Origin of the sequence: Acinetobacter sp. UBA3106 (assembly GCA_002365595.1) — a bacterium.
Taxonomy (GTDB): Bacteria; Pseudomonadota; Gammaproteobacteria; order Pseudomonadales; family Moraxellaceae; genus Acinetobacter.
Window position 1 is genome coordinate 6,859 of record DFAM01000018.1, and the last position, 20,547, is coordinate 27,405.

The following is a 20,547-nucleotide window of genomic DNA, read 5'->3' on the forward strand; positions in this document are numbered from 1 at the left end:
TGTTTCAACGCATGCCACTGGCGTAGACAGCCAAGAACCAGTTCATGATATAAGGCACGGTCTTTATCTGACACGATATTCATATGCTGCGCTAATACGGATTGCAGCGATTGACCATTTTGGACAGCCAATAACGTTTTCACCACCTGAGCACGTAAGTTTAAAGTCTTACCCGAGGCTTGGGGAGATTGTCTCATTATAAAATTTGTCCAATATTCAGTTTTTGGGTTTGTAAAATTTGTACGGCATTGAGCGGCTTGCCACCCGGCCATTGTAAAGCAGTGAGCGTGATTACAGTGTTATTTGCGCAGGCAACCTGTACACCGTGTTTGTCAATCGCAATAATTTCACCCGGTTGGGCATTTTCCGCAGTTGCAGCGGATAACTGGGAATTCCAGACCCGCAGGTTGTTTTGTTCATCCAGGCGAATAAAAGCCACTGGCCACGGGTTGAAGGCGCGGATATTACGGTCAATTTGTACGGCATCAATAGACCAGTCAATTTCTGCTTCGGCTTTTGACAATTTGTGCGCATACACGGTTAAGGCTTCGTCTTGTACTTCACGTGTCGCTAAATAATGCTGTAATTTTTCTTCTGACTCTAAAACAGCGGCAATGGCTGTTGCACCCTGTTCAGCCAGTTTGTCATGCAAAGTGGCTGAAGTGTCATTTGCTTCAATAGGACAAAGGGTTTTATACATCATGTCGCCCGTATCCAAGCCAGCCGCCATTTTCATGATGGTCACGCCAGTCTCACTATCACCTGTTGCAATGGCACGCTGAATCGGGGCTGCACCGCGCCAGCGCGGCAACAGGGAACCATGAATGTTGAGACAGCCATATTTAGGCGTGTCTAAAACCACTTGCGGCAAAATCAAACCATAGGCGGCAACCACCATCACGTCGGCATTTAGAGCTGCTAACTCTTGTTGTGCGGCCAAGCCTTCTTCAGTCGAAGATTTAAAGTGAAGTGGTTGGTAGACTGGAATATTATTTTCTAAAGCCAGCTGCTTTACTGCAGACGCTGTCAGTTTTTGTCCACGCCCAGCTTTGCGGTCCGGTTGAGTATAGACCGCAACAATGTCATGTTCGGTTTTAAGCAGTGCAGCCAATGCTGTGGCTGCAAATTCTGGGGTACCCGCAAAGATGATTTTCACACATGAAATTCCAAATAAACTTAACGTATTATAAGGCAAAAACTGAGTGAGACCTAAGGTCCTCTATAGGTAGTTATAAGCTGTTGAAACTCAGATATTTATCAGAAGATAATAACTAAAAAATCTGCTTTAAATCATAAAATTAATAAAATAAAGTAATGCAAAATTAAAAAATTATTCATGGAAGTTTTGTATTTAATTCACTGCTATGGCGTTATATTAGTTTTCAGTATCAGTTTATTTTATATGAATCATTGAAACATCAATAGATTTATCTCATAAAACAGCCTGCTTATCGGACTTTGCAAAACAGTAAGCTGTAGTAAGATAGATCTCTATTTCAACTGATTTAGCGTTATATATCAGTATCATTCAGCCAGATTGAATCCTAGAATTCATTTCGAGCACAAACTTTGTTGGAAATACACAATGCCTGACTATCGTTCAAAAACATCGACACACGGAAGAAATATGGCTGGCGCACGTGGCTTATGGCGTGCGACAGGTATGAAAGATGAAGATTTTGGTAAACCGATTATTGCGGTAGTCAACTCTTTCACCCAGTTTGTACCGGGTCACGTCCATTTGAAAGACTTAGGTCAGCTGGTGGCACGTCAAATTGAAGCGTCAGGCGGCGTAGCCAAAGAATTCAATACCATTGCTGTGGATGACGGCATCGCGATGGGTCATGACGGCATGCTGTATTCATTGCCTTCGCGTGACCTGATTGCGGATTCAGTCGAGTACATGGTCAATGCCCATTGTGCCGATGCGATGGTGTGTATTTCGAACTGTGACAAGATCACCCCGGGCATGTTGATGGCATCAATGCGTCTGAACATTCCGGTAGTTTTTGTCTCTGGCGGTCCAATGGAAGCGGGTAAAGTCAAAATCCGTGGCAATGAAAAAGCCATTGACCTGGTCGATGCCATGATTGTTGCGGCAGATGACAACTTTACGGATGAAGAAGTCGCAGAATACGAACGTTCTGCTTGTCCAACCTGTGGTTCATGTTCAGGCATGTTTACCGCGAACTCGATGAACTGTTTGACTGAAGCTTTAGGTTTATCTTTACCGGGTAACGGCTCAACACTGGCAACCCATGCCAACCGTAAAAAATTATTTGAAAAAGCTGGTCAACTGATTGTTGAGTTGGCGAAGCGTCATTATGAACAGGAAGATTACAGCATCTTGCCACGTTCAATCGCAACCAAGGCTGCATTTGAAAATGCCATGACGCTGGATATTTCCATGGGTGGTTCGACCAATACGGTTCTGCATTTGTTGGCAGCTGCACACGAAGCTGAGGTCGACTTCACCATGACCGACATCGACCGCTTGTCGCGTAATGTGCCGGTACTATGTAAAGTTGCCCCAGCGAAGCAAGACGTCCATATGGAAGATGTACACCGTGCCGGTGGCATCATGTCGATTCTGGGCGAACTGGATCGTGCAGGCTTAATCGACACATCTGTTCCAACCGTGCATGAAAAAACATTAAAAGATGCCTTGGACAAATGGGACATCATCCGTACTGAAGATGAAGAAGTGTATCAATTCTTTAAATCAGCGCCGGGTGGTGTACCAACGCAAACCGCATTCTCGCAAGACCGTTATTATGCCCGTTTAGATGGTGACCGGGACAATGGCGTAATCCGTAATGCAGCCAATGCCTTCTCGCAAGATGGCGGTCTGGCGGTACTTTACGGCAACATCGCGCTAGAAGGCTGTATCGTAAAAACAGCGGGTGTGGATGATTCAATCCTGAAATTCAACGGCACCGCACGTGTGTTTGAAAGTCAGGATGCTGCGGTTGAAGCGATTTTGGGCGGCAAAATCACTGCAGGTGATGTCGTCGTGATTCGCTACGAAGGTCCACGTGGTGGACCAGGTATGCAAGAAATGCTGTACCCAACCAGTTACTTGAAATCGAAAGGTTTGGGTAAAGACTGCGCACTTTTAACGGATGGTCGTTTCTCGGGTGGTTCGTCTGGTCTTTCAATTGGTCACGTGTCGCCTGAAGCAGCGGAAGGCGGTGCGATTGGTCTGGTTGAAGATGGTGACCGTATCGAAATTGATATTCCAAACCGAACTATTCACCTGGCAGTGGATGATGCAACCATGGCAGCGCGCCGTGAAGCACAAGAAGCCAAAGGCTGGCAGCCTGCTGAACAGCGTCCGCGTAAAGTGTCTAAAGCACTGAAAGCGTATGCAATGCATACTACCAGTGCCTCGAAAGGTGCGGTACGTGATATCTAAGCTGTAAATTTTTATAGCGTTAAAAAAGCACTCCTGATGGGGTGCTTTTTTTATACAAGAAACTATTTTTTAGACCTTCCAAATTTTGCCCAGTGGAGTGCGACAGGAAGTCGCACGTTTGCCCGTATGGCAAGGATGCTATATCGGGCAAACAAAGGGGGCTTTCTTGCGGAGCTGTGCTCCTCATTTTGGCCAGTCAAAAGTAAAAGTGCCTACGAGATAGCATTAAAAATTACTCAGGTAATTTGAGGCTGTATGGTAAAAAATCAAAGCTTTAATAACTTTAAAAGTTCTGATGATCTTTGTGCAGGCAGAATCTTACTTTTGACGGCGCAAAAGTAACAAAACGCTCTTGTTCCGCTGACTCTACTTCCCTGTAGAGCATCGAAACAGCGACATCCATGTCGCTTTATCATGTGATTTGGTTGGAGTTGAAAAGCATTAAATGGGGCAATACCATAACAGAGTTTCGCTTTTATGTGTTGTCTACCTTATATACAATGACCTTAGAATAAATTGCCAAAGACCCATGCTTAAAATTGGTCATCGCCCAGGAAGAGAATAATGAGTAAAGATAATATCCGCGAGCATTCTGCACCGGTGTATGAAGGTATTGAAAATGCACCGGCACGTTCCATGATGCGTGCTACAGGTTTTAAAGATGCCGATTTTGAACGGCCATTCATTGGTATTGCCTCGACTTGGGCCAATGTCACGCCATGTAATATGCATATTGATGGCTTGGCACGTGAAACTGAAAAAGGCGTGAATGCCGCAGGCGGTAAAGGCATTATTTTCAATACCATTACCATTTCTGATGGGATCTCGAATGGTACTGAGGGAATGAAATATTCCTTGGTGTCACGTGAAATTATTGCCGATTCGATTGAAGCCGTAGTCGGCTGTCAGGCTTATGATGGCGTGATTGCGATTGGTGGCTGCGACAAAAACATGCCGGGTTGCATCATGGGGCTTGCGCGTTTAAATCGTCCGGGTCTGTTTATTTATGGTGGAACCATCAAGCCAGGTGCTGGTCATACTGACATGATTTCAGTTTTTGAAGCGGTCGGTCAGCATGCTAAGGGCGAAATCAACGAAATTCAGGTCAAGCAGATTGAAGAAGTCGCATTGCCGGGCCCGGGTTCCTGTGGCGGGATGTATACCGCAAACTCGATGGCCTCTGCGATTGAAGCACTCGGTATGAGCTTACCCGGTTCATCGGCTCAGGAAGCAGTGTCAGACGAGAAGCTGCTTGACTGTAACCGAGCGGGTGAGGCGGTGATGAACCTGCTGCGTCTGGACATTAAACCGCGTGACATCATGACCAAGGCAGCATTTGAAAACTCGATCAAAGTGCTGATTGCACTGGGTGGCTCGACCAATGGCGTACTGCATTTATTGGCGATGGCCCATACTGCCGGCGTTGAACTCACTCTGGATGATTTTGTACGGATTGGCAAAGACATTCCTGTAGTGGCGGATGTGCGTCCATCAGGGAAATACCTGATGTCGGAACTGATTGCCATTGGCGGGATTCAGCCGCTGATGAAACGTATGCTGAATGCAGGCATGCTGGATGGTTCCTGCTTGACCGTGACCGGTAAAACGCTGGCGGAAAATCTGGCTGATGTAGAGGATTACCCCGAAGGGCAGCAAATTATTCTGCCATTTGATGCGCCGATCAAAAAAGACTCCCATCTGGTGGTGTTAAAAGGCAACTTGTCACCGACTGGTGCAGTGGCAAAAATTACCGGTAAAGAAGGTCTGTATTTTGAAGGGCCGGCACGCGTATTCGAAGGTGAAATTGGCGCCATGCGCGGGATTCTGGATGGTGAAGTACAGGAAGGCGAAGTGGTGGTGATTCGTGGCGAAGGTCCTAAAGGTGGACCGGGGATGCCAGAGATGCTGAAACCGACTTCCGCCATTATTGGTAAAGGTTTAGGAAAATCTGTTGCGCTGCTCACTGATGGACGTTTCTCAGGCGGCAGTCATGGTTTTGTAATTGGTCACGTGACCCCTGAAGCCTATGAAGGCGGCCCGATTGGTCTGGTCAAAAATGGCGATAAAATTTCCATTAATGCTGAAACTCGTGAAATGACATTGCATATTTCCGATGAAGAGCTGGCAGCGCGTAAAGCGGCATGGGTTAAGCCTGAACCGAATTATCGTTACGGCGCTTTGGCGAAGTTTGCCAAATTGACTACAGGTGCTGAAAAAGGGGCAGTTACGGATCTAAATTTAGATGTATAATTGATCATTACCTAACAAATTGTTATAAACCCTTGTAGCACACAAGGGTTTTTTTTCGAGGCTGATCTCATGTCACTGTTACGCCGTTGGTTTGATCCACTCCGATCGCGTTGGTTTTACCAAAAGCCGACTCGTCAGGTGGTGTTATCTACGGAGCAGGGTTTAAGCATCCACTTGCGTCTGGATGATGTCTATAGCTATCTGGCTGCACAGCAGTTACCTGAACTTGAAGAAATCTTAAGTGATGAGATCAAACCTCTAAAGGTGATTATTTCCAGTCGAACGGCAGAACCTCCCAACAATATGTCGAAAATGGAGTGGCAAAATTACTGCCTCAACGATGCAAAAATTCTATCCAAACAGCATCGCTTTAGTTTTCATGAAACCCCGGAACAACCGCCACTTGAAGCCATAGCACAAGCAGAAACGATTCTGCGCAATACGCCCTTACGCGGACAGGATTTCCTGTATTTACTTGAAGATGTATTCCACATGCTGTGGCAAAAACAGTATGGAAAATTACGTACCTTGCACGCCATGGCCAGCCGCCATCATCAAGCGCAAAACTTCCCGGAACGAATTTTTAACGATGCCGAAGTGCTTGCCAGTTATTTTGAATTTGGTGAAAGGAAGTATCATGCAGTAGATGATCTGCTGCGTTTGACTCGCCGTTTAAAACAGCAAAAATTGCTGACCGGCAATCCCATCTTCCTGATTAACCATATTGAATGGCGCGAGCATCTGATTTCTGATGCAGAAGAACTGAATGAAATTCAGGCGCTGGACCCGGAACTGGATTTATATATTGCCCTGGAAGACCCGATCTCTTGGCTGTTATTGGCTTATATTAAGGAAGAACTGGCCAATTTTTATAATATTCACCTCAATGTTTATCCGCTGTCTTATCATGGCCGCGATTTCTTTGACTGGGGGTTGGCTACACGCCTTTCCAAGCGGACAGAGGTGAAATTTACTCCATTCTGCCGTCCCACCCAGCAGGCCACTTTTGAGATGGCACAACTGTTTTATAGCGTACCTGAAGAACAGCGGGTCGAAGCGATGTACCGCATTTTGCAAGCGGTCTGGACCAAAGGCAAAGATCTTTCCTTTAAGTCACATTTTGATCAGATTAAGCGTGATCTAGAGATTAATGAACTGAGTACTGAAGATATCACTGCCAAATTGAAAGAAAATGACATACTCTGTGAAATGAAATCTCAACCAGATTTTCCAGTGCTTGAACTGCGCATTGACGGGCAAAGTTATGTATTTAATAGCTTGTACCGGGTCTGGATGATTGAGAGTATTTTTAGTAATGTTTTAGAAGACCAATATAAAAGTGAAAATGATGATATCAAAGATGAAGAAAGAGAAATGTGAGTCTTTAGAACAAGCCCGTGCAAAGATTGATGTCATTGATACTGCGCTCATTGACATGATTGCGACCCGTCAATTTTATGTCGATCAGGCTGCGCGTTTTAAGCGTACTGTACAAGATGTGCAGTCACCTGAACGAGTGGAGCAGGTGATTCAGAAAGTACGTGCACAAGCCCTAGATTTGGGCACCGATCCCGACTTGGTAGAACACTTATATCGTGAAATGATCCAGCGTTTTATTCAACGTGAGTTAAAAGAGATTCGACCGTAATTTTATTGCCTGTTTATAAATTCAATCAGCAAAATAAAAAAGACACCTTATAAAGGTGTCTTCAACCGCGCGGCTTATCTATTAAGCCAGTCGGTAATAGGTATAGGTTACGCGGTCATTTTTATAAACAGCATGGCTGTTTTGGCGGAAATCAGAAACCCATTGACGACCGGTATAGGCAGCAATATGGCCATAAATATGCTTTTGGGTTCTATGGATAATATAAATATCGCCTTCTTTTGGATTATCAAAAGAGGGATTGATTTTTTTATAGCCAATTGTCTGTAGAGTATTTCCCCAATCCGCAGCTGCGACAGGATGATTTAAAATCCGAGCACCGGCAGACTGGAGTGCAATCCGGATGCTTCGAGCACATTTTTTAGTACTGGTCGCCGAGGAAATGCTATGTAACTTTTGCGTGAATTTACGCACATCGAGATAGGGAATACCTTTATTTTTGGAGTTTTTGGCGCCTGAACCTGCCTGATGTTTCTGGAAATTTTGGGAGATTACCGCAGTATTCTGATCCGCAGTATTAATCATATTGCTATGATGTCCATCATAAATCATTCTTAAATCTCTACCTTATCTTCAATTACTTTTAGAAAAAAATAGACAGCATTTTTCAGAACTAAAACCCGAATATTTTTTCTCTAACTCTCAATAGTGAAATGCTATATCATTACATAGCCTATTCATGCGAAGGGCGTACTTTAAAGAGGTTTTGTCTAAAAATCCACCCAATTTAGGCTAAAAAAAGATCAATTTTGAGTAAAAAAAGCACTAAAATTGTCAAAATCCGGGCAGAAAATGAACTTAAGATAGCTCATAAATCATACAGTTAAACCAGACTTAATAATGTGTTATTAATTGATGGAATTTTTATGTAAACATGCAATTAATTGCTCAATTGTTAATCAAAAATTAACATTTTGTCATATTTGCAGTCCTTTTTTTAACATTTCTGCCCCCTCTAAAAGGCCTCAATTTATTCTTGAGGCTTACTCTGGAAAACAGTGATTTTTAAAGTGCTCAGAGTCGCCTATGATCAGCTTAAAATTTAACGGGTGCTCAATATGATTGGCTTTGTGATTGGGGTGTTTGCCATTGCAGGCATGATTAAAGGCACCATTGGACTGGGTTTGCCTGCGGTTTCCATGGGCTTGCTGACGATTTTTATCAGTCCCTTTCAAGCAGCCACCTTGTTGATCGTACCGTCAATGGTCACCAATTTCTGGCAACTGTTTGCCGAAGGGCATGTGCTGAAACTGGTTCGTCGCTTTTGGCCACTGTTGCTGGGCATTGTGGTCGGTTCTATCTGGAGTATTTTTCCAACCCTGGGACATGGCGAGTTTCAGAGTGAGGCGCTGCTCGGCGGAATGCTGGCCTTATATGGCTTGTACGGTCTATTTGCCAAGAACATGCCCAATCTGGCTGCACATGAAAAATGGTTGTCTCCGATGATGGGTTATCTGGGTGGGGCACTGACAGTCGCTACCGGGGTGGTCGTCATTCCTGTGGTGCCTTACTTGCAATCGTTGCATCTCAAACGTGATGATCTGGTGCAGTCGCTCGGTTTGGCCTTTACCATCTCCACGATTTGTCTGGCGGTATTTCTGCATCAGAATCCGGTGGAAAATATTCCCATGGATTATAAGATGTCATTTATTGCCCTGCTTCCGGCCTTAGTGGGCATGTGGCTGGGAACCAAAATCCGCTATCGCATTCCCGAACAAAAATTTCGCAAAGTATTCTTTTGTGGTCTGGTCATTTTTGGTGGTTATATGGTGCTGCATCAGTTTGGTCTGCTTTAAAGTCAGCAAAACAATCTGCCCACATTTTTTTAACTTGGCAATCTGGATTTATGCGAAATTAAAAACTGGCTGAAATGTTGATAAGCGACTGGCAAGGCATCAAAGTTTTTTGCTGCCAATAATAGCTTGCGATTGGCCCAGTCACCAGTCAGTTCAATTTGTTGAAAAGAATAAACTGACTGTAAGCGATTAGCTGCACGTTTCGGCATAATGGCAATTCCGACGCCATTAGCAACCACCTGAGCAATCGCAGCAAAATTGGGTAAACGTAAACGGTACTGAATCGCACAGCCCAGTAATTTGGCTTGGGTTTCAATCGATTGCTGCAAGGAATGATATTGCATTAAACCGACAAAGGGATAATGCAGCACATCGGCTAATTGCAGGGTAGATTGCTGCTGCAGTTCATGATCTATGGGGCAAATCAGCACCAAAGGATCATCGGAAAACTCGAGGGTCTGTAACTTTTTTGAATTGAAAAAACCTGAAATCAAGCCGAGCTGGGCGTTGCCATTTTCCAGAGCCTGAATAATATCTTTACTTTCCGCTTCTTTTAAATCAATCTGGATATTGGGATTTTCAAGCAAATAAGAGGGTAAAAGCTGTGGAAGATACTCACTTTGAGCCGAGGAATTACACCACAGCGTCATTTCACTTTGTGCACCTGTAGCGAAGGGCAGCATCTGTTGTTGCAATTGTTGCGCTTGGTGAACCAGCATCTGCGCCTGCGTGGCAAACACCTGTCCGGCAAGGGTCAGTTTGACGCCGGAAGCATGCCGGGTAAATAAATGCACCGCAAACTGCTGTTCAATTTTTTTAATCCGTTCACTGGCGGCTTGCAGCGAAATGGCAGAGCGTTCTGCACCTTTGGTCAAGCTGCCCGTATCTACAATATTCAAGAAAAGTTGCAAATCAAAAAAGTCGAGACGCATCTGCTGAGTCTGTTCAGTGAAATTTAACTCATCATACTAAAATTTATTCAGCTTCAGACATAAAAAAAGCAGCCTGAAGGCTGCCTGAAAATTTGTCTTTATATTTATGATTTATCGCCCAGGCTAAAGAACCAGTTCAGGATGAGGGCTGCAAATGTAGCGGTGCCAATACCACCGAGGTTAAAGCTGCCGAATTGCAGGGCAAAGTCACCAGTACCTAAAATAATGGTCACCGCAGCCACCATCAGGTTTTTGTTTTTAGAGAAATCAACCTTGTTTTCAATCCAAATTTTGGCTCCGGCAATGGTAATTAAACCGAAGACCACAATCGAGGCACCGGTTAAAATCGCAGTCGGAATGGTGTGAATGATCGCACCAAATTTTGGTGAAAGTCCCAAGAAAACTGCAAAGATACCGGCAAAGACAAAAATGATGGTCGAATAGACACGTGTTACGGCCATCACGCCAATATTTTCACCATAGGTGGTCATGCCCGGAGCACCGACACCACCCGATAAAGTCGTTGCAAGACCATCGGCCACGAAGGCTTTGCCAATATGCGGATCAAGGTTTTCACCAGTCATGGCACCGACAGCTTTAATATGCCCCAAGTTTTCAGCCACTAAAATCAAGGCAATGGGTGCAATAATTAGCATGGCGTTGAAGTCAAAGACTGGAGAGTGGAAGGTTGGAATACCAAACCAATCGGCTTGCTGAATTGGCGCAAAATTAATTGGTGTGCCATGTCCCATCACATTGGAAACAATGTAATAGATCAGGTAAGCCAGTAATAAACCAATCAATAACAGCAGACGTTGCAGCAGGCCTTTGGTAAATACCGCAATCGAGCCCATGCACATTACGGTGACCAGTGACATCCACATATTAAAGTTATTACCCGCCACGCCTTTAACCGTCACCGGTGCCAAATTCAGGCCGATGATCATGACCACAGCGCCGGTCACTACAGGTGGCATGAGTTTTTCAATCCATTTGGTGCCGGTTGCCATCACAATAAAACCAAAAATGGCATAAAGCACACCACAGGCCATAATACCGCCAGCAGCCAAGGCCAGATTGGCATTGGGTGCACCTGTACCCGAAGCGGCATAACCCGTTGCCGCAATCACCACCCCAATAAAGGCAAAGCTGGACCCCAGATAACTCGGTACTCGACCTCCGGTCATCAGGAAAAACAGAATGGTACAGATCCCTGACATTAAAATGGCCAGATTCGGATCAAAACCCATCAGGAAAGGTGCAAGAACGGTCGCACCAAACATGGCAAAAGCATGTTGTACGCCCAAAACCACACTTTGTGCAGGCGGAAGGTATTCATTGGTACCTACAGGACGTGCATCGATACTGCCTTCGTACGGGCGCCATTTGGGAAACCAATTGGACATTTTTTGAGCACTCTAAAGATAAATTGTGCACATCATACGCTTCTTTTTTGGAAGATTTAATCATTGAAACAAAATTTTGTTCAAACTAATGCTATGACTTTTCAAACGTTTTTACCATATGGTAAAAATTTTACTATTTAAAAAATAATGCTAAATCAACAGCTAATCACTATGAAGATGTTTCAATTTATTCATAAGTATTTCTTATTTTAGTTATAAAAAATACCAGGAAACTTTTGACCATATGGTTAAAAAAAAAGCACATTACGAAAATGTGCTTTTTCTGGGGAAAATCAGGACTTAACCGGTATTACGCAGTCCGGCAGCAATTCCTGCAATACTCACCATCAAGGCATGATCGACCGGGGTATGTTCGGCCTGACATTCGGCCAGATAGCGACGGCGGCGTTTCATCAGTTCGGCCTGCAATAAATGTAGCGGCAATAAATATGGTTTACGCACTTTCATGGACTGATCCAGTACTTCATTGCTACTGAGCAGTTTGGATTCGCCTTTTAAGGCCAGCAGAGTTTGTACCGCATCTTTTAGGCGCTGACGCAGTTCATTGCCCAAGACTTTTAAATCTTCATCATCGGTTAAATGCGATTCGTAGTAGAGTGCGACATGACCATCAGCTTTAGAAAGAACCATTTCCAGCATGTCTATCAGCGTCTGGAAATAGGGCCATTGTTGCAGCATTTCATCCAGCAAATCTTTTTGGCCTTGATCAAGCACCTGATTAATTGCTGCTCCGGTACCGAGCCAAGCCGGAAGCATCAAACGGATTTGGGTCCAGGCAAATACCCAGGGAATGGCACGTAAAGATTCAATTCCCCCACTGACTTTACGTTTTGCCGGTCGTGAACCGAGTGGCAGCATTTGCAATTCAAGTTCCGGTGTAACCGTACGCAGGTATTTTACAAAATACGGATTTTCACGCACGGTTTGACGGTAGACCTGTACCGATAAATCGGTCATGGTATGCATCAATTGACGCCATTCATCTTTAGGCACTGGCGGGGGAAGCAAGGTGGCTTCTAAAGTAGCTGCGGTATAAATTTCCAGGTTTTGCAGGGCAATGCCTTCCAGACCAAACTTGAAGCGAATCATCTCGCCCTGTTCAGTCACGCGAATGGCACCGGAAATTGAGCCTGGCGGTTGTGAAAACAGCGCTTGCTGGGTCGGTGCGCCGCCCCGGCTGATCGAGCCGCCGCGACCATGGAATAAAGTCAGTTGTACAGCATGCTTTTGTGCAACCGCAGTCAGCTCTTCCTGTGCACGGTACTGCGCCCAGTTGGCCGACATAAATCCGGCATCTTTGGCAGAATCTGAATAGCCAATCATCACTTCATGTTTGCCCTGAATATGCTGTTTGTACCAATGCATATTGAACAGGGTATTCATGGTTGCGGCTGCGCCGTCCAGATCTTTCAGCGTTTCAAATAATGGCACGACTCGCAGCGGATATTTGATGCCCGCTTCTTTTTGCAGCAGTAAAACTGCCAATACATCGCTCGGATATTCCGCCATTGAAATAATATAAGCCCCCAGGCTTTCTTCCGGCTGCTGGGCCAGAGTCCGCATGGTGGCAAACACTTCCTGTACATCCGGATGTTCAATCAGGCTCTGTTTCGGTTCATTCAAATGTTTAGGCAGTAACGGACGTTTGCTTTGTAATTCTTGAAGTAAGAAATTTTGACGCGCCTGTTCGGTCCAGGTTTCAAAATTGCCCAGACCCAGATATTCAGTAATCGCTGAAATGGCCTGGCGATGACGACCGGATTCCTGACGGATATCCAGCTTTAATAACTCAATGCCAAAGCAGTTGACGCGGTGAATAAAGTCCAGCAGTTTGCCATTGGCAATTTCCGGCAAGTTGCAGGCAATCAGTGAGCGATAGCACAGCAATAGCGGTTGTAATAATTCATCTTTGCTTTTAATCACCAGATGCTCATCGGCATCTTGTCCATGCAGTTTTTGCGCCAGCCAGTGACGGGTCGCTTTGAGACGTTCGCGAGTATCGCGTAAATATTCACGGTAAGGCTCTGGATGCGACTGACCGAGTGCCTGCATCAGTTCATGACTACAGTTCTGAATCGACAGTTCCCAGCGCAGGTCTTCAATATCACGCAGATATAAATCAGCCGCTTTCCAGCGCGATAACCATAATACTTCCTGGGTAATGTTGTGCGTGACATTTGGGTTGCCGTCACGGTCACCGCCCATCCAGGAGGCGAAGCGAACCGGAGCAACGTTTAAGGGTAAGCGTTGACCACAGTGTTCTTCGACCATTTCATCCAGTTCGCGAATGAATTTGGGAATGGCATTCCACAGGGTTTGTTCAATGGTGGTAAAGCCCCATTTGGCTTCATCAACAGGAGTCGGGCGGTGCTGACGGATTTCATCAGTCTGCCAGGCAGAGCAAATCAGCTGTTTGAGTTCTTCCAGTACGGTTTTGCGTTCACGTGGGGTCAGTTTTTGCTGATCGGCCTTAAACAGGCAATCATTAATATCATCATATTTTTGAATCAGGGTACGACGGCTCACTTCTGTCGGATGTGCAGTCAACACCAGTTCAATGTTCAGCTCACAGATTTGCTTGAATAGGGTATCGGCTGAAATTTTGTGATCTTTAAACTTTTGCAACAGGTGATCGAGCGGATTGGGAGAGGGTGCATGCTCATCAAATTCACTTTGACGGCGGCTACGTACCACATTGTACTGTTCAGCAATATTGGCAAAATTCAGAAAGTGGGTAAAGGCACGGGTGAGCGGAAGAATTTCCTCATCTTTCAGGCTTAAAAAAAGTTGTTCAAGTTGTTTTTCTGCTTCCACTTGGCCATCACGTGCACCTTTAGACAGGGCACGAATCTGTTCGACCTGATTAAACAAATCTTGTCCTGCATGTTCCTTGAGGGTTTCTCCCAGTAGGTTCCCAAGTAAGCGTACGTCCTCACGCAGTGGAGCATCAATTTGTTGAATCATTTTTTTCATTCTCCTAGGCTTCTCTTTTGAATATACCTCGATTCGATGACATTCCAAGTAGGGGGCAGACAAAAGTCGGTAATCTTTTGCTGCTAAAACTAGCAATTCATATGCCGTTGCAGCACTTAGGAAAATAAAAGAAAAGGTTTAGGCCACTATTATCCTATTATAGTTATGCCAAGCACTTTTATTTTCTGAGAATAGTGAATTTAAAATTAAAATCATCTTATGTCGTTTAGAAGCTTTCACTGCCGCAGTTTTTCAATAAAACTGAAAGGTGTTTGTGTAGGCGAAAACTTACTTTTGAGAGGCCAAAATGAGAACCTCAAAATATATTTTGAGTTCGCAAGAAAAGCCTTTGTTACCCACACACAACATCCTGAGCCAGTTTTAAGCACTGCTTTAAAATGCAGCGCAAGGGTGGGTAACGTGTGGCATCCCTGCCACACTCATGCACCTAAAGCTTGTACAAATCAAGTTATGAGACAGGGGTATATTTAGCCCTTTTTTTGATATTTCAGCATAAAGATCTCAATACTGTTCAAGACAATCTGCTGTTTTTCTTCAGCAGTAGGCACTTCGCGAACTCCAAGCAGCACTTCATGATGGCGCATGCCAAACAATAAAGACACGATCAGCATGGTCAGTGTTTTTAATTCCTCAGCTTGAATAAAACCCAGATCAATCGCCTGCTGAAAGAAGTTTTCCCAAACGGCATTCATGCGCAGATGTGAGGCTTGATAAAATTTTTGTGCCAGCGGATTTTGTTCCGCTGCCAGTTCTATCAATAAGCGTTCCAGCTTGATGGCTTCGGGTAGATTGCTGATATTCAGCGCCAGCTCGCAGGCATGTATGAAGGCATGATGAAAATCACTGTTTAGCTGCAAATTGAACGGACGAGCATTGATCAGCTCATCGCAGGTGGCGGCAATCGCGCAGACAAACAGGTTGGCTTTGTCCTGAAAGTGGTTGTATACCGTCAGTTTGGTTACACCGGCTTCTTGCGCAATCTGGTTCATGCTGGAACCCTGATAACCGTATTTCAAAAATAAGCTTTTTGCCGCATTTAAAATACGCTGCTTTTTTTCTAAATCTTTGGGACGACCCACATTTATTTGCACAATTTTTTCCAAAAAAATTAAAAAGGTCATTGCTTTGACCTGATTATTATAATTACTGTACCAGTCAGTATATTAATTAAAAAATGATCAATTTAAGAGATTGCTTATTTTGCCCTAAAAAACATTTTGAGATAAGAGCGAACTTCATGAGCACAGTAAAGATTGCAGTAAAAACCGCCCTTGCCAGCATGATGATTATTTGCAGTGTGACTTTATTGGGCTGCAGCACGGACGCAACCGAAACAGAACAGGTTCCGTTTGTGATGGTCACTCAACCGAACAGTACTCATAACGAGCAGAAAAGCTACGCTGGAGATGTGCAGGCACGTCAGCAAACAGCTTTGGCCTTCCGGGTAGGGGGACAGATTACCGAACGTTATGTTGATGTCGGTGATCAGGTCAAAGTGGGTCAGGTACTGGCTAAACTGGATGTGAAAGATGCCCAGCTCCAGCTCAATGCAGCAAAAGCTCAACTGGAAAGTGCCCAGTCGGCAGCAAAAATTGCTGCAGATGAACAGCAGCGCTTTAAGCAGTTACTGCCGATGAATGCCGTCAGCCGTTCACAATATGATGCGGTGGATAACCAGTATAAATCGGCAATATCTGCACTGAAACAGGCACAATCCAATTATGAAGTCACTCGTAACCAGACTGGCTATAACCAGCTGATTGCCAATAAAAATGGTGTGATTACGGCACGTAATATTGAAGTCGGACAGGTGGTTGCAGCAGGGCAAGCCGCGTACCAAATGGCGATTGCCAGTGATCGTGAAGTGGTCATTGGGGTGCCTGAACAGGCCATTTCAGAGATTAAAGTCGGTCAGTCGGCATGGGTCACTTTATGGTCTAAAGCTGAAAATAAATTTGCAGGCTATGTACGTGAAATTTCTCCGGCGGCTGATCAGTCCCGGACCTTTAGTGTCAAGGTAGCCTTGCGTGAAGGCAACTCTGCCATTCAGCTGGGGCAAAGTGCCCGGGTGTTTTTTAATCATACCCAGAACAATGTTTTAAGTGTGCCTTTGTCCAGTGTTTCCGCCAATGGCCAGCAGGCCTATGTCTGGGTGGTCAAGCCAGACCAGACCATTCGTAAAGTGGCCGTGACCCTAGGGGCCTATGGGCGTGACAGCGTGCCGGTATTGTCCGGTTTGCAGGCAGATGATTATGTGGTGATTGGCGGTGTGCATTTATTGCGTGAAAAACAGAAAATCCAGCCAATTGACCGCGAAAACCGTGTCGTGAAAATTCGTGCAGGAGCGGTATCATGAATTTAGGCATGAACTTTAACCTGTCGGAATGGGCACTGAAAAATAAAGGTTTGATCCTTTATTTCATGCTGCTGTTAGGGATTGTCGGCATCGTTTCCTATTCCAAACTGGCACAAAGTGAAGATCCGCCGTTTACCTTTAAGGTCATGGTGATCCAGACTTACTGGCCGGGCGCAACCGCGCAAGAAGTGTCCTTGCAGGTGACCGATCGCATTGAAAAAGAACTGATGAGTACCGGTAATTATGACCGCATCATGGCCTATTCGCGTCCCGGTGAATCACTGGTGACCTTTGTCGCCAAAGATTCGCTGCGCTCGAACCAGATTCCCGATGTGTGGTATCAAGTACGTAAAAAAATCGGTGACATCCAGCATCAACTTCCGAGTGGAGTACAGGGCCCTTTTTATAATGATGAATTTGGTGATACTTTCGGAAATATCTATGTCCTGACCGGCAAGGATTATGACTACGCCGTATTGAAGGAATATGCCGACCGTTTGCAGTTACAGTTACAGCGTGTCAAGGATGTTGCAAAAGTCAATCTGGTTGGCCTGCAAGACCAGAAAATCTGGATTGAACTGTCCAATACCAAAGCAGCACAATTGGGTATTCCAGTCACTGCCATTCAACAGGCGCTACAGCAACAAAATACTATGGCCAGTGCGGGTTTCTTTGAAACAGGAACCGACCGCATTCAAATGCGCGTTAGTGGTCAGTTGCAAAGTGTCGATGAACTCAAGCAAATGCCACTTTTGGTGGCAGACAAAACCATTCAACTGGGCGATGTTGCCGAGATTTATCGCGGCTTTAGCGAGCCGGCCCAGCCACGGATGCGCTTTATGGGCGAAAACGGCATTGGCATTGCCGTATCCATGCGTAAAGGCGGCGATATTCTGGCCCTAGGTAAAAATCTGGAAACCGAATTTGCCCGTTTGCAAAAGTCATTGCCTTTGGGCATGGAACTGAAAAAAGTTTCTGATCAACCGGTTGCAGTAAAGCGCAGTGTCAATGAATTCATGAAGGTGCTGGCAGAAGCGGTGATTATCGTCCTGCTGGTCAGCTTTTTTTCACTGGGTTTTCGTACCGGTCTGGTGGTGGCATTTTCCATTCCGCTGGTTTTAGCAATGACCTTTGCCGGCATGAATTTGTTTGATGTCGGGTTGCATAAAATTTCCCTGGGTGCCCTGATTCTGGCACTGGGCCTGCTGGTGGATGATGCCATTATCGCCATTGAAATGATGGCCATTAAAATGGAGCAGGGCTATAGCCGGCTGGAAGCCGCAGGTTTTGCCTGGAAAACCACGGCTTTTCCAATGCTGACCGGCACCTTGATTACCGCAGCCGGCTTTTTGCCAATTGCCACGGCAGCCTCCAGTACCGGTGAATATACCCGTTCCATTTTCCAGGTGGTGACCATTGCCCTGGTGGTGTCCTGGGTTGCTGCGGTACTGTTTGTACCGTATCTGGGAGATAAGTTGCTACCAGATTTTAATAAAGACCTGATTCAAAAAGCACCGTGGTATCAGCGCTTATGGGCCCGTTTGCGCAAGCAGCCAGAGCCTCAGCCGTTCGTGCATCATGCCGGTGAGCATCATGACCCTTATCAAACCAGGTTTTATCAAAAATTTAGAGCTTGGGTAAGTAAATGTATTAGCTACCGTAAAACCGTGATTGCTATCACCGTGGGCATTTTTGTGTTGTCGGTCTTGATGTTTAAACTGGTGCCACAGCAGTTCTTTCCGCCGTCCAACCGTGCTGAAATTCTGGTGGATTTAAAACTGGAAGAAGGCGCATCACTGACTTCAACAGAAAATGCAGTGAAGAAAGTGGAGAAATTCCTGTCGACGCAGCAGGGAATTGATAACTATGTGGCTTATGTCGGTACCGGTTCAACCCGTTTTTATTTGCCTTTAGACCAGCAACTTCCACAGGCCAGTTTTGCCCAGTTTGTGGTTTTGGCATCCTCACTAGATGACCGTGATGAAATCCGCAAATCTTTAGATCAGCAGATCCGCAAATTGTTGCCAGATGTACGTACCCGGGTCTCGTTATTGGAAAATGGCCCGCCAGTCGGTTATCCGTTGCAGTATCGCGTTTCCGGTGAAGACCTGAATCTGGTGCGTCAGTGGGCACATAAAGTGTCGGCCGTCATTGCCGATAATCCGAATACCACCAATGTCCATCTGGACTGGGGTGAACCAAGTAAAGTGATTCATCTGAATATTGACCAGGATCGCGCCCGTCAAATGGGGATATCCAGCCTGGATTTATCTAATTTCTTAAACAGTTCGATTAGTGGGGCCACCATCAATCAATATCGTGAAAAACGTGAACTGATTGAAATCCGCTTACGTGGGGATCAGCAAGAACGGATCAATGTGGAATCACTGTCCAGTCTGGCCGTACCGACTGCCAATGGAGGTTCTGTGCCTCTTGCACAAATTGCCAAAATTGAATATGGCTTTGAAGATGGCCTGATTTGGCATCGTAACCGTTTACCGACCATCACCGTACGTGCCGATATTCAGAGCAAGTTACAGCCTGCCAGCGTGGTGGGAGAACTTGCTGACAAAATGGACCAGCTGCGCGCCGAACTGCCAAGCGGTTATTTGGTCGAAGTCGGCGGTACGGTTGAAGAGTCGGCACGTGGACAAAACTCGGTCAATGCCGGTATGCCGGTCTTCCTGGCAGTGGTCATGACCTTGCTGATGATTCAGCTCAAGAGCATGTCACGTGCCTTCATTGTGTTGTTGACGGCACCCTTAGGTTTAATTGGAGTGGTCCTGTTTCTGCTGTTGCTGAATAAACCTTTTGGTTTTGTCGCAATGCTGGGAACCATTGCACTCTCTGGTATGATCATGCGTAACTCTTTAATCCTGATCGACCAGATTGAACGGGATATTCAGGCAGGACATGATCCTTGGAATGCCATTATTGATGCAACCGTTCGTCGTTGCCGTCCAATTGTGCTAACTGCCTTGGCTGCAGTATTGGCAATGATTCCTTTATCACGCAGTATTTTCTTTGGTCCGATGGCTGTTGCCATTATGGGTGGCTTGATTGTGGCGACCCTGTTAACGCTGTTCTTTTTACCTGCATTATATGCACAATGGTTTAAAGTGAAAAAAAATAGCCAAATGGAGTAATTTTTTGACAATAATCAGGTGCGAAATGTTGAAAACTTCAATATAGTAGCACCTAATATTTGTATACATTTTTATCAAGCAATTTACTGCATATTAAAACTCTAAACATGTGGTAAATGGGGTTGAAACGCACATGATTCAAGACAACTTAAGCCGACTTCGCCGTTCTATTGCGATTTCCTATGTCTTGATGTTTTTCGCATTATTTACGGTGATTAGTGGCATATTTGCCTACTGGTTTGCACGCAGAGTCACCCAGGTGGATGAAGCAGAGGTCTGGCTTCAGGCGCAAGCGCTCTGGATCATGCGTAATATTGTCATTTATATGATTTTGGTGTGTTTTGCAGCACTGTGGTTTATTCCACTGGTTTTCTTTTATTGGGATAGCGCAATTTGGGTCAAAGGTTGTACGGTTGCAGGCGTGGTTTTTGCCATGATTGCCTTTTTATTCTTGTTGAATGCCTGGCTCAAAGGAATCTCTCGATTTTTCAAAAATAAAGCCGTTTTCTAATCTGAATAAACTTTTTTCCCATCTTACCCTTGTAAAATTTGTTTGCATCCCCAA

General features: G+C 45.2%; 14 protein-coding genes and 1 pseudogene. 8 read left to right on the forward strand and 7 right to left on the reverse strand.

Features of this window, described 5'->3' with window-relative positions:
* Positions 1-197, reverse strand: a pseudogene (locus B4C48_RS10715) (16S rRNA (cytosine(967)-C(5))-methyltransferase RsmB); the annotation flags it as partial.
* Positions 197-1,156: a methionyl-tRNA formyltransferase gene (fmt, locus tag B4C48_RS10720; RefSeq protein ID WP_291356323.1), complete on the reverse strand. Its 960-nt coding sequence runs from the start codon at positions 1,154-1,156 to the stop codon at positions 197-199. The gene fmt and the pseudogene B4C48_RS10715, both read right to left, overlap by 1 nt.
* Positions 1,157-1,585: 429 nt before the next feature.
* On the opposite strand from fmt, the gene ilvD (B4C48_RS10725) reads away from it, so the two are divergent.
* From ilvD (B4C48_RS10725) to B4C48_RS10740, 4 genes are all read left to right on the forward strand, one after another.
* Positions 1,586-3,415: a dihydroxy-acid dehydratase gene (gene ilvD, locus B4C48_RS10725; protein WP_291356325.1), complete on the forward strand. Its 1,830-nt coding sequence runs from the start codon at positions 1,586-1,588 to the stop codon at positions 3,413-3,415.
* A 564-nt stretch (positions 3,416-3,979) separates the two neighbouring features.
* Positions 3,980-5,665, forward strand: coding sequence for a dihydroxy-acid dehydratase (gene ilvD, locus B4C48_RS10730; protein ID WP_291356327.1), 1,686 nt, complete (start codon positions 3,980-3,982; stop codon positions 5,663-5,665).
* 69 nt (positions 5,666-5,734) lie between these two features.
* Positions 5,735-7,045 (forward strand): hypothetical protein, encoded by a 1,311-nt coding sequence (locus B4C48_RS10735; RefSeq protein ID WP_291356329.1) that lies wholly within the window; start codon positions 5,735-5,737, stop codon positions 7,043-7,045.
* On the forward strand, positions 7,026-7,313 hold the full coding sequence (locus B4C48_RS10740) for a chorismate mutase (protein ID WP_291356331.1): 288 nt from the start codon (positions 7,026-7,028) through the stop codon (positions 7,311-7,313). Before B4C48_RS10735 ends, B4C48_RS10740 begins: the two co-directional genes overlap by 20 nt.
* Before the next feature lie 81 nt (positions 7,314-7,394).
* Here the strand turns inward: B4C48_RS10740 and B4C48_RS10745 are convergent, their stop codons facing one another.
* Positions 7,395-7,856 carry a hypothetical protein gene (locus tag B4C48_RS10745; protein WP_291356333.1) on the reverse strand — a complete coding sequence of 154 codons (462 nt, stop codon included), beginning with the start codon at positions 7,854-7,856 and terminating at the stop codon, positions 7,395-7,397.
* A 533-nt stretch (positions 7,857-8,389) separates the two neighbouring features.
* On the opposite strand from B4C48_RS10745, the gene B4C48_RS10750 reads away from it, so the two are divergent.
* Entirely contained in the window at positions 8,390-9,127 is a 738-nt protein-coding gene (locus B4C48_RS10750) for a sulfite exporter TauE/SafE family protein (RefSeq protein WP_291356335.1), read from the forward strand.
* A gap of 29 nt (positions 9,128-9,156) precedes the next feature.
* Here B4C48_RS10750 and B4C48_RS10755 read toward each other — a convergent pair whose 3' ends face one another.
* From B4C48_RS10755 to B4C48_RS10770, 4 genes are all read right to left on the reverse strand, one after another.
* Positions 9,157-10,059, reverse strand: coding sequence for a LysR family transcriptional regulator (locus tag B4C48_RS10755; RefSeq protein WP_291356337.1), 903 nt, complete (start codon positions 10,057-10,059; stop codon positions 9,157-9,159).
* 104 nt (positions 10,060-10,163) lie between these two features.
* Positions 10,164-11,465, reverse strand: coding sequence for a solute carrier family 23 protein (locus tag B4C48_RS10760; RefSeq protein ID WP_291356339.1), 1,302 nt, complete (start codon positions 11,463-11,465; stop codon positions 10,164-10,166).
* A 300-nt stretch (positions 11,466-11,765) separates the two neighbouring features.
* The gene (gene ppc, locus B4C48_RS10765; protein ID WP_291356341.1) at positions 11,766-14,450 is read right to left on the reverse strand and encodes a phosphoenolpyruvate carboxylase; all 2,685 of its coding nucleotides are present in this window, start codon (positions 14,448-14,450) and stop codon (positions 11,766-11,768) included.
* A 497-nt stretch (positions 14,451-14,947) separates the two neighbouring features.
* A complete protein-coding gene (locus B4C48_RS10770) occupies positions 14,948-15,571 on the reverse strand; it encodes a TetR/AcrR family transcriptional regulator (protein ID WP_291356343.1) in 624 nt (207 codons plus the stop codon).
* Between the two features lie 146 nt (positions 15,572-15,717).
* On the opposite strand from B4C48_RS10770, the gene B4C48_RS10775 reads away from it, so the two are divergent.
* The 3 genes from B4C48_RS10775 (at position 15,718) to B4C48_RS10785 (ending at position 20,493) form a co-directional block, all read left to right on the forward strand.
* Entirely contained in the window at positions 15,718-16,836 is a 1,119-nt protein-coding gene (locus tag B4C48_RS10775) for an efflux RND transporter periplasmic adaptor subunit (RefSeq protein ID WP_291356345.1), read from the forward strand.
* Between the two features lie 8 nt (positions 16,837-16,844).
* A complete protein-coding gene (locus B4C48_RS10780) occupies positions 16,845-19,982 on the forward strand; it encodes an efflux RND transporter permease subunit (RefSeq protein ID WP_291356560.1) in 3,138 nt (1,045 codons plus the stop codon).
* Between the two features lie 133 nt (positions 19,983-20,115).
* Positions 20,116-20,493, forward strand: coding sequence for a hypothetical protein (locus tag B4C48_RS10785; protein ID WP_291356347.1), 378 nt, complete (start codon positions 20,116-20,118; stop codon positions 20,491-20,493).
* Positions 20,494-20,547 lie beyond the last annotated feature (54 nt).